The 9,832-nt window shown below is 72.2% G+C and carries 11 protein-coding genes; 7 read left to right on the forward strand and 4 right to left on the reverse strand.

Annotation, left to right across the window (positions count from 1 at the left end):
• The first annotated feature begins 124 nt into the window (after positions 1–124).
• Both ACIQCH_RS27985 and ACIQCH_RS27990 read left to right on the forward strand, forming a co-directional pair.
• Positions 125–1,330, forward strand: a complete 1,206-nt coding sequence (locus ACIQCH_RS27985; RefSeq protein ID WP_402585304.1) for a GAF domain-containing sensor histidine kinase — start codon at positions 125–127, stop codon at positions 1,328–1,330.
• Positions 1,323–1,979 (forward strand): response regulator, encoded by a 657-nt coding sequence (locus tag ACIQCH_RS27990; RefSeq protein ID WP_402585306.1) that lies wholly within the window; start codon positions 1,323–1,325, stop codon positions 1,977–1,979. Before ACIQCH_RS27985 ends, ACIQCH_RS27990 begins: the two co-directional genes overlap by 8 nt.
• A 105-nt stretch (positions 1,980–2,084) precedes the next feature.
• On the opposite strand, the gene ACIQCH_RS27995 is transcribed toward ACIQCH_RS27990, so the two are convergent.
• Entirely contained in the window at positions 2,085–2,873 is a 789-nt protein-coding gene (locus tag ACIQCH_RS27995) for a hypothetical protein (protein WP_402585308.1), read from the reverse strand.
• 193 nt (positions 2,874–3,066) lie between these two features.
• Here ACIQCH_RS27995 and ACIQCH_RS28000 point away from each other — a divergent pair, with 193 nt between their 5' ends.
• The 4 genes from ACIQCH_RS28000 (at position 3,067) to ACIQCH_RS28015 (ending at position 6,451) form a co-directional block, all read left to right on the forward strand.
• Positions 3,067–3,861 (forward strand): ABC transporter ATP-binding protein, encoded by a 795-nt coding sequence (locus ACIQCH_RS28000; RefSeq protein WP_402585310.1) that lies wholly within the window; start codon positions 3,067–3,069, stop codon positions 3,859–3,861.
• Positions 3,862–3,959: 98 nt separating this feature from the next.
• Complete coding sequence (locus ACIQCH_RS28005) at positions 3,960–4,388, forward strand: NfeD family protein (RefSeq protein ID WP_402585311.1); 429 nt, start codon at positions 3,960–3,962, stop codon at positions 4,386–4,388.
• Between the two features lie 143 nt (positions 4,389–4,531).
• A complete protein-coding gene (locus ACIQCH_RS28010) occupies positions 4,532–5,476 on the forward strand; it encodes an SPFH domain-containing protein (RefSeq protein ID WP_402585313.1) in 945 nt (314 codons plus the stop codon).
• Between the two features lie 198 nt (positions 5,477–5,674).
• Entirely contained in the window at positions 5,675–6,451 is a 777-nt protein-coding gene (locus ACIQCH_RS28015; RefSeq protein WP_402585315.1) for a sulfite exporter TauE/SafE family protein, read from the forward strand.
• Between the two features lie 153 nt (positions 6,452–6,604).
• Here the strand turns inward: ACIQCH_RS28015 and ACIQCH_RS28020 are convergent, their stop codons facing one another.
• The 3 genes from ACIQCH_RS28020 to ACIQCH_RS28030 all read right to left on the reverse strand — a co-directional run bounded on the left by ACIQCH_RS28020 (position 6,605) and on the right by ACIQCH_RS28030 (position 8,716).
• Positions 6,605–7,108, reverse strand: a complete 504-nt coding sequence (locus ACIQCH_RS28020; RefSeq protein ID WP_402585317.1) for an HNH endonuclease — start codon at positions 7,106–7,108, stop codon at positions 6,605–6,607.
• Positions 7,109–7,278: 170 nt separating this feature from the next.
• On the reverse strand, positions 7,279–7,812 hold the full coding sequence (locus tag ACIQCH_RS28025; protein WP_402585319.1) for a YbhB/YbcL family Raf kinase inhibitor-like protein: 534 nt from the start codon (positions 7,810–7,812) through the stop codon (positions 7,279–7,281).
• A gap of 121 nt (positions 7,813–7,933) precedes the next feature.
• Positions 7,934–8,716, reverse strand: a complete 783-nt coding sequence (locus ACIQCH_RS28030) for a sporulation protein (protein WP_402585321.1) — start codon at positions 8,714–8,716, stop codon at positions 7,934–7,936.
• A gap of 107 nt (positions 8,717–8,823) precedes the next feature.
• On the opposite strand from ACIQCH_RS28030, the gene ACIQCH_RS28035 reads away from it, so the two are divergent.
• Positions 8,824–9,465: a DNA-3-methyladenine glycosylase gene (locus ACIQCH_RS28035; protein WP_402585322.1), complete on the forward strand. Its 642-nt coding sequence runs from the start codon at positions 8,824–8,826 to the stop codon at positions 9,463–9,465.
• The last annotated feature ends 367 nt before the right edge of the window (positions 9,466–9,832 follow it).

The raw sequence follows: 9,832 nt of genomic DNA on the forward strand, positions 1-9,832 counted from the left end.
CCCCCGCCGCGCGCCTCGGCCCCGGGCCCCACCCGACCGGGTCCCTTCGGCCTAGGCCCGGGGGCCCGCACCCCCCGGTCGCAGGTCCGATCCGTGCCGCGGGGGCCGCGGGTACGGTGAGCCCATGACCCAAGGACCGTGCACCGGCCTGGCCGCCGTCAGCGACGCGCTGCTCGCCATGAGCCGCCACCTGGAGGTCCGCGACGTCCTCAAGACGATCGTCGCCTCGGCGCGCGAACTGCTCGACGCCGAGTACGCGGCCCTCGGCGTCCCCGACGACCACGGCGGCTTCGCCCAGTTCGTCGTCGACGGTGTCAGCGACGCGCAGTGGCGGGCCATCGGCCCGCTGCCGCGCCAGCACGGCATCCTCGCCGCGATGCTGCACGAGGCCACCCCGCAGCGGCTGGCCGACGTGCGCGCGGACCCCCGCTTCGGCGGCTGGCCCGCCGCCCACCCCGAGATGTCCGACTTCCTCGGCCTGCCCGTCCGCGACGGCGACGAGATCATCGGTGCGCTCTTCCTCGCGAACAAGCGCCGCACCGGCGACTGTGCAAAATTGGGCAGATCGGACGAAGCGGACAATAAGGACAATAAAGATATAGGGGAGAAGGGTGGCTGCGGCTTCACCGCCGACGACGAGGCGGTGCTCGGCATCCTCGCCCAGCACGCCGCCATCGCCCTGACCAACGCACGCCTCTACGAGCGCAGCCGCGAGCTCACCATCGCCGAGGAGCGCTCCCGACTGGCCCACGAGCTGCACGACGCCGTCAGCCAGAAGCTGTTCTCCCTGCGCCTGACCGCCCAGGCCGCCGCCGCCCTCGTCGACCGCGACCCGGCCCGCGCCCGGGACGAGCTCCAGCAGGTCGCCGCCCTGGCCGCCGAGGCCGCCGACGAGCTGCGCGCCGCCGTGGTCGAGCTGCGACCCGCCGGCCTCGACGAGGACGGGCTGGTCGCCACCCTGCGCACCCACGTCCAGGTGCTCGACCGCGCCCACACCGCCCACACCACCTTCACCTGCGACGGGGTGCGCGCCCTGCCCGCCGCCCAGGAGGAAGCGCTGCTCCGGGTCTCCCAGGAGGCCCTCCACAACGCCCTGCGCCACTCCGGCGCCGACCACGTCGAGGTCACCCTGGCCCGCCGCGGCCAGGGCGCCCTGCTGCGCGTCACCGACGACGGCCGCGGCTTCGACCCCACGGCCGTCCGCGGCGCCGGCCGCCACCTCGGCCTGGTCTCGATGCGCGACCGGGCCGCCGGCGTCGGCGGCACCCTCACCGTGCACTCCGCGCCCGGCACGGGCACCACGATCGAGATGGAGGTCCCCGGTGGCTGAACCGGCCCCCCGCCCCAAGATCCGCGTCCTGATCGTCGACGACCACCAGGTCGTCCGCCGCGGCCTGCGCACCTTCCTGGAGGTCCAGGACGACATCGAGGTCGTCGGCGAGGCAGGCGACGGCGAGGAGGGCGTGGCCCGCGCCGAGGAGCTGCGCCCCGACGTCGTCCTGATGGACATCAAGATGCCCGGGGCCGACGGCATCGACGCGCTGCGCCGACTGCGCGAGCGCGGCAACCCCGCCCGGGTCCTGATCGTCACCAGCTTCACCGAGCAGCGCACCGTGGTCCCCGCGCTGCGCGCCGGCGCGGCCGGGTACGTGTACAAGGACATCGACCCCGACGCCCTGGCCGGCGCCATCCGCTCCGTGCACGCCGGCCACGTCCTGCTCCAGCCCGAGGTGGCCGGGGTCCTGCTCTCCCAGGACGAGGCCCCCGCCACCAGCCGCGGCGGCGCGCTGACCGAGCGCGAGCGCGAGGTGCTCGGCCTGATCGCCGACGGCCGCTCCAACCGCGAGATCGCCCGCGCCCTCGTGCTGTCGGAGAAGACGGTCAAGACGCACGTGTCGAACATCCTGATGAAGCTCGACCTGGCCGACCGCACGCAGGCCGCCCTGTGGGCCGTACGCCACGGCCTCACCGAGGCCTGACCCGGCCGCCCGCCGCGGGCGCCTCCCGCGCACTCCGGCACGAACGGCCGACCCCGACGCACCGCAGCCCCGCTCCCCACCCGGGGGAGCGGGGCCGCGGCGCGGTCACCCCCGCCTGCGCTCCTGCTCCTCCACGTACGCGTTGTACGCCGCCACCTGCGCCCGCCGCGCGACCCGCTCCACCGGCCGCAGCGCCTCCGCCCGGGCCGCCATCTCCGACGCCGCCACCGCGCCCCCGTGTCCGGAGCCGGTCGCCAGCTCCATCATCAACGCGATCCGCTGCGCCAGCTCCAGCACCCGCACCGCCCGCCCCGGATACCCCGGCGCCAGCACCTCCCGGCCCGCCTCGGCCCGCGCCCGGTACGCGTCCAGCGCGGCCGCCGCCACCGACCCCGAGGCCGCCACGTCCAGCCGCGTCAGCACCTCGGTGGCCTCCCGCAGGGCCTCCGCGAGCTCCCGCTCCGCCTCACCCAGCGACGGCACGTCCGCCGGCGGCGCCTCCCGCACCGGCAGGCAGTGCCACACCACCTCCACGTGCACGTCGCCCGCGGGCCCGGCCTCGTACACCTCCGGCACGAGCCCCAGCGCCGCCCCGACCGCGACCACGGCCTCCTCCGCCTCCAGCGCCCGCGCGTTGAACTCCGGCGGCCCGCTCAGACCCAGCGGATGCCCCGGCGCCGGCAGCGCCACCCGCAGCCCGGTCACCCCCAGCGCCCGCAGCCGGCCCAGTCCCAGCGTGAGCCCGACCGGCCCCGACTCCCCGGGCAACCCCTCCACCCGGTGCACCGCATCCGCGCCGACCACCGCCACCACGGCGTCGTCCGGCGACACCAACCCGCCCAACAGTGCGTTCCCCCAGGCGGCCAACCGCCCTGAACGTGGTTCCGAAAGCATGCGACCACCCTACGGACCGCACCCGCCCGCCGCCCGTACCCCGCCCCGTCCCACCCCGGCACCGGCCCCCGCCACCCGCCACCGAAGGCCCGCGTCTTCGGACCCCACCCCGAGTGGCGTAGGTTTTCCCTGGGGGCTGCGCCGACAGGCGGCGGCTGGGACAACCAAGACTGCAATGGGAGACAACGCGCTCATGAGCGATGTACTGGAGCTGGTGGACGTATCCGTGGTCCGCGAGGGCCGGGCTCTGGTGGACCAGGTCTCCTGGTCGGTCAAGGAGGGGGAGCGCTGGGTGATCCTCGGCCCGAACGGCGCCGGCAAGACCACCCTCCTCAACGTCGCCTCCAGCTACCTCTTCCCCACCAAGGGCGCGGCCAGCATCCTCGGCAGCACCCTCGGCAAGGTCGACGTCTTCGAGCTGCGCCCGCGCATCGGCATCGCCGGCATCGCGCTCGCCGACAAGCTGCCCAAGCGCCAGACCGTCCTGCAGACCGTCCTCACCGCCGCCTACGGCATGACCGCCACCTGGCAGGAGGACTACGAGGACATCGACGAGCAGCGCGCCCGCGCCTTCCTCGACCGCCTCGGCATGTCCGACTACCTCGAGAGGAAGTTCGGCACCCTCTCCGAGGGCGAGCGCAAGCGCACCCTGATCGCCCGCGCCCTGATGACCGACCCCGAGCTGCTCCTCCTCGACGAGCCCGCCGCCGGCCTCGACCTCGGCGGCCGCGAGGACCTCGTACGCCGCCTCGGCCGCCTCGCCCGCGACCCGCTCGCCCCCTCCATGGTCATGGTCACCCACCACGTCGAGGAGATCGCGCCCGGCTTCACGCACGTCCTCATGGTCCGTCAGGGCAAGGTCGTCGCCGCCGGCCCCATCGACCTCGAACTGACCTCGCGCAACCTCTCCCTCTGCTTCGGCCTCCCGCTCGTCGTCGAGCGCACCGACGGCGACCGCTGGACCGCCCAGGGCCTGCCCCTGCGCTAGCGGCGCCCGCGCGGCCGGCCGGCCACGCCTCCACCGCCGGCCGCCGCGGTACCCGACGTCCCCTGTCCGGACCGCGCCCCCCGACCTACCATGACCACGTGGACATCGACGCGTGGGTGTGGTGGCTCATCGGCGCGGTCGGACTGGGCATTCCCCTCGTCCTGACCGCGATGCCCGAATTCGGCATGTTCGCGGCCGGCGCGCTCGCCGCCTCCGGCACGGCCGCCCTCGGCCTCCACGTCACCGGCCAGGTCCTGGTGTTCGCCGTCGTGTCGGTCGCGCTCATCGCCGTCGTCCGGCCGATCGCCAACCGCCACCGCTCCCAGCGGCCCCAATTCGCCAGCGGCGTGGACGCGTTGCGGGGCCGCACCGCCACGGTCCTCGAACGCGTCGACGCCCACGGCGGCCGCATCAAACTCGCCGGCGAAGTCTGGTCCGCGCGCACCCTCGACGAGGAGAGCGTCTTCGAAGCCGGCCGGCAGGTCGACGTGGTGGAGATCGACGGCGCCACCGCCGTGGTCATCTGAGATCCGCCGGCGGCCATCACCCCGACCGGGCGTGATCTGCCCAACCCCGCGTCCCCTGGACCGCGCGTCTGGGAGACTGACCATCAGTCAATCAGAGCAGCACAGCGGCCGGACAGGCAGTCAGAAGGGGTACGGGGAGCCGTATGCAACCGATCATCATCGTCCTGATCATCCTGGTGGTGCTGGTCTTCATCGCCCTGGTCAAGACGATCCAGGTCATCCCGCAGGCCAGCGCCGCCATCGTCGAGCGCTTCGGCCGCTACACCCGCACCCTCAACGCGGGCCTCAACATCGTCGTCCCGTTCATCGACTCGATCCGCAACCGGATCGACCTCCGCGAGCAGGTCGTCCCGTTCCCGCCGCAGCCGGTCATCACCCAGGACAACCTGGTCGTCAACATCGACACCGTCATCTACTACCAGGTGACCGATGCCCGCGCCGCGACGTACGAGGTCGCCAGCTACATCCAGGCCATCGAGCAGCTCACCGTCACCACCCTCCGCAACATCATCGGCGGCATGGACCTGGAGCGCACCCTCACCTCCCGCGAGGAGATCAACGCGGCCCTGCGCGGCGTCCTCGACGAGGCCACCGGCAAGTGGGGCATCCGCGTCAACCGCGTCGAGCTGAAGGCCATCGAGCCGCCCACCTCCATCCAGGACTCGATGGAGAAGCAGATGCGCGCCGACCGCGACAAGCGCGCCGCGATCCTCCAGGCCGAGGGCGTCCGCCAGTCCGAGATCCTCAAGGCCGAGGGCGAGAAGCAGTCCGCCATCCTGCGCGCCGAGGGCGAGGCCAAGGCCGCCGCCCTCAAGGCCGAGGGCGAGGCCCAGGCCATCCGCACCGTCTTCGAGTCCATCCACGCGGGCGACCCCGACCAGAAGCTCCTCTCGTACCAGTACCTCCAGATGCTCCCGAAGATCGCCGAGGGCGACGCCAACAAGCTCTGGATCGTGCCCAGCGAGATCGGAGACGCACTCAAGGGCCTCAGCGGAGCCTTCGGCAACTTCGGCGCCACGGGCGGCACTCCGAGCGCCCCCCGCAAGGACATCGGCGCCCCGCGCCGCGAGCAGCCGCCCCTCGACTGACCGCACGGGCGCACCCGCACGCACGCGCGCGCCCGGCCCCCGCACCACGGGCCGGGGACACCGGCCCGCACGAACGCCCGGCCCCGCACCAGGGGCCGGGCGTCCGTGCGCACGTGTACCCGACCGCCCCCTTCGTGCATGATCGGCAACGGCCCCCCGACCTCCACGGCGGGGAGGCGACAACCTCATGTGAAGGGGATGGCCTTGTCCATCTGGGAATCACTGGCGGTCCTCGCCGCCGGCATCGGCGCCGGCACCATCAACACCATCGTCGGCTCGGGAACCCTGATCACCTTCCCGGTGCTCCTCGCCACCGGCCTGCCGCCGGTCACCGCCAACGTCTCCAACACCCTGGGCCTGGTGCCCGGTTCGATCAGCGGCGCCATCGGCTACCGCCACGAGCTCAAGGGCCAGCGCGCCCGGATCCTCCGCCTCGGCTCCGTCTCCCTCGTCGGCGGCGCGGCCGGCGCCATCGCGCTCCTCACCCTGCCCTCGGAGTCCTTCGACACGATCGTGCCCGTCCTCATCGGGCTCGCCCTCGTCCTCGTCGTCCTCCAGCCCCGCCTCGCCGCCGCACTGCGCCGCCGCCAGGAGGCCACCGGCGCCGAACCGGCCCACCCCGACGGCGGCCCCGCCCTCCTCGCCGGCATGACGCTCGCCAGCGCCTACGGCGGCTACTTCGGCGCCGCCCAGGGCGTGCTCTACCTCGCCCTCATGGGCCTGCTCCTGCGCGAGGACCTCCAGCGCATCAACGCCGTCAAGAACGTGATCGCCGCGCTCGTGAACGGCATCGCCGCCGTCGTGTTCCTCTTCGTCGCCGAGTTCGACTGGACCGCCGTCCTGCTCATCGCCGTCGGCTCCACCATCGGCGGCCAGATCGGCGCCAAGGTCGGCCGCCGGCTGCCCCCGACCGCCCTGCGCGCGGTCATCGTCGTCGTCGGCACCGTCGCCATCGTCCAACTCGTCCTGCGCTGACGCGACCCCGCCCCGCACACGCCGACGGCCCGCCCCCGGGAGGGAGCGGGCCGTCGACAGGCGGGCGCCCCGGGACCGCCGACCGCGGGGTACGCGGCCGCCGTCCACGCGGTAGGCGGGAGCGGGGAGGCGGTACGCAGGAGCGGGGAGCCGCTACGCCGAGGGCGCCAGCCACTCCGGCAGCGCCTCGCGCTCCGCCGTGCCCAACCCGAAGAGCATCGCGTCGGTGGGCGACGGCACGAACGGCCCGCGCAGCAGCGGCATGCCCGCCTGCTCCGGAGTCCGGTCCGCCTTGCGGTGGTTGTCCTCCGCGCACGAGGCCACCGTGTTCAGCCAGGTGTCCCCACCACCCTGCGCCTTCGGGACCACGTGGTCCACCGTCGTCGCCTTTCGGCCGCAGTACGCGCACCGGTGCTGGTCCCGTACCAGCACGCCCCGCCGCGACCACGGGGCATGTCTTCGGAACGGCACCCGCACGTACCGGCAGAGCCTGATCACCCGGGGCACCGGCAGCTCCACCGCCTGCGCGCGCACCCGCAGTTCGGGATGGGACTGCTCGACGACGGCCTTGTCCTGCAGCACGAGGACCACCGCTCGGTTCAGCGTCACCGTCGACAGCGGCTCGAAGCTCGCGTTCAGTACCAGCGTGTCCCGCATCTCGCCCACCTCCCGTGTGCAGGCCCGCACCCCACGGCGCCCAAGGCCAGGAACCACTCTGGCCGGGTGTGTCTGGCGGGACAACGCAATAAAAATGCCCGGTCCTGGTCGCCTTTAGACCAGGACCGGGCAAACGGACGGCGAACGATCGGCCCGCCGCGCCGCACGCGTTACTCCGCGGGCGCCTCGTACTCGCCCATCAGGTGCGCCCGCCCCAGGGTGTGGAAGCGCAGGTTGAACCCGACGACCGCGGGCGAGGCGTCCGCGTCGGGACCCAGCTTCTCCTGGTCCACCGCGTACACGGTGAACACGTACCGGTGCCGCTCGCCGGCCGGCGGCGCCGCACCGCCGAAGTCCTTCGTCCCGTAGTCGTTGCGCGCGTGCACGACCCCCGCGGGCAGCCCCTCGAACTTCCCGGTGCCGGCACCCGTCGGCAGCTCGGTGACCGAGGCCGGGATGTCGAAGAGCACCCAGTGCCAGAAGCCGCTGCCGGTGGGCGCGTCCGGGTCGAAGCACGTGACCGCGTAGCTCTTCGTCCCCTCGGGGGCGCCCTGCCAGCGCAGGTGCGGCGAGACGTTGCCCTCCGCGAGCACCAGCTGCGGCCCCAGGTCCGCACCCGGCTCCAGGTCACCGCTCACCACGGTGAACGACGGGACCTCCGGGTGGAAATCGTGCGGCAGTGACGGCCTCTTGAGCTCGGACACTACGGAACCTCCTGAAAAGCGCGATCGTCGTGCGACTTGCGAGCCGATTCTGACCCGCCGGAACGGCGTGCAGCCTGGCCCTGTCAGGACCAGGCTGCACCAGGCTGCACAAGCGGACCGGTCAGAACCAGTTGCGCTTCGAACCCACCGACGCGATCCACTCGTTCAGGTAGGCCGCCCAGTTGGTGTTCTGGTAGTCGTGCAGACCGACCGTGAACGACCGGTAGGTGTCGCTGCCCTCGCTGAAGAGGCCCGGCTTCTTGTCCATCTCGAGGACGACGTCCATCTCGCGGCCGTCCGCGATGAAGGTCAGCTCGACCTGGTTCAGACCGTGGTACTGCTGCGGCGGCAGGAACTCGATCTCCTGGTAGAAGGGCAGCTGCTGGCGGGTACCGCGGATGTGCCCGCGCTCCATGTCGGCGCTGCGGAAGCGGAAGCCCAGCTGACCGAAGGCGTCGAGGATCGCCTGCTGCGCCGGCAGCGGGTGCACGTTGATCGGGTCCAGGTCGCCCGCGTCCACGGCGCGCGCGATCTCCAGCTCGGTGGTCACGCCGATGTGCATGCCGTGCAGGTGCTGGCCCGCGAAGTGGGTGACCGGGGTCTCCCAGGGGATCTCCAGACCGAACGGCACCACGTGCACGGCGCCGGGCTGCACCTCGAAGGCACCGCCCAGGCGCACCTTGGTGAACTCGATGTCCTGCTTGTACTCCTGGTCGCCGCTCTCGACCTCGACCTTGGCCTGCAGGCCCACCGACAGGCCCTCGATCTGCTGCGGCACGCTGCCGCCCTGGATGCGGACCTCACCCTGGACCACACCGCCGGGAACGACGTTCACCTCGGACAGGACGGTCTCCACCGACGCACCGCCGGCACCCATGGCCGCGAGCAGCTTCTTGAACCCCATGCCTGTTATCTCCTCTATACGTCTGCGGGACCGCGGGACTGACCCCTACAAACGCGGAACCCTAGGCCCTCGGTTCCACCAGCAGGCAGTCCACTACGCTCGGACGGATGAGCGCACGTACCGACCGTACGCCTTTGTCCCGTTCGTTCTACGACCGGCCGGTCCTCTCCGTCGCCCCCGATCTCCTCGGCCGCACGCTGGTGCGCCGCACGGGCGAGGGAACGATCGAGCTGCGCATCACGGAGGTGGAGGCGTACGAGGGCCGGCTCGACCCGGGCTCCCACGCCTACCGCGGACGCACCCCCCGGAACGCCTCCATGTTCGGACCGCCCGGACACGCGTACGTCTACTTCATCTACGGCATGTGGTTCAGCCTGAACCTGGTGTGCGGCCCGGAAGGCACGGCCAGCGGTGTGCTGATCCGCGCTGGGGAGATCACCGAGGGCACCGAGCTCGCTCGTAAACGTCGACTTTCGGCCCGTAACGACAAGGAACTGGCCAAAGGGCCGGCCCGCCTGGCCACGGCCCTGGAGGTCACCCGCGTCCTGGACGGCACCGACCTGTGCGGCGGGCCGGACGACCCGCTGACCGTCCTCACCGGCACGCCCACCGATCCCGAGCTGGTGCTCAGCGGTCCGCGCACGGGAGTGGGCGGCGCCGGAGCCCACCATCCCTACCGGTTCTGGCTCGCACACGAGCCCACCGTGAGCCCGTACCGGGCCCACGCGCCACGCCGCCGATCGACTTGACTCGGGTTGTCAAGGCTATTAACGTAGCCCGAGCCGCTTGAAACGGTACTGCTTTTGGTTCGACCCCATCAGGGGCCGGAGCCGGGCAGCCCGGAGCGGCCAACCAACTACCTACGATTCACCCTGGCGGGGTCTCTTTCGGCATGCCCGAATTCCCGCCGCCGGCTCGATTATGAGCCGGAGGGAAAATCCGCTAGCGTAGTGAACGCCGAAAGGGAAAAGCCCCCCGAGAGGGAAACGGGCCGGAACCGGAAAGCGCCGAGGAAATCGGGTCGAGAAAAGATCTGATAGAGTCGGAAACGAAGGAAGCGCCCGGAGGGCCCGGAAACGGGAACAAAGGAAGCGACCGCACCTTGAGAACTCAACA

The sequence above is a fragment of the Streptomyces sp. NPDC093225 genome, from assembly GCF_044753805.1.
Lineage (GTDB): Bacteria > Actinomycetota > Actinomycetes > Streptomycetales > Streptomycetaceae > Streptomyces.

Coding starts and splice junctions, on each gene's coding strand:
- ACIQCH_RS27985 (WP_402585304.1), top strand. CDS start 125: ATGACCCAAGGACCGTGCACCGGCCTGGCCGCCGTCAGCGACGCGCTG.
- ACIQCH_RS27995 (WP_402585308.1), bottom strand. CDS start 2,873: ATGCTTTCGGAACCACGTTCAGGGCGGTTGGCCGCCTGGGGGAACGCA.
- ACIQCH_RS28000 (WP_402585310.1), top strand. CDS start 3,067: ATGAGCGATGTACTGGAGCTGGTGGACGTATCCGTGGTCCGCGAGGGC.
- ACIQCH_RS28010 (WP_402585313.1), top strand. CDS start 4,532: ATGCAACCGATCATCATCGTCCTGATCATCCTGGTGGTGCTGGTCTTC.
- ACIQCH_RS28015 (WP_402585315.1), top strand. CDS start 5,675: ATGGCCTTGTCCATCTGGGAATCACTGGCGGTCCTCGCCGCCGGCATC.
- ACIQCH_RS28020 (WP_402585317.1), bottom strand. CDS start 7,108: ATGCGGGACACGCTGGTACTGAACGCGAGCTTCGAGCCGCTGTCGACG.
- ACIQCH_RS28030 (WP_402585321.1), bottom strand. CDS start 8,716: ATGGGGTTCAAGAAGCTGCTCGCGGCCATGGGTGCCGGCGGTGCGTCG.
- ACIQCH_RS28035 (WP_402585322.1), top strand. CDS start 8,824: ATGAGCGCACGTACCGACCGTACGCCTTTGTCCCGTTCGTTCTACGAC.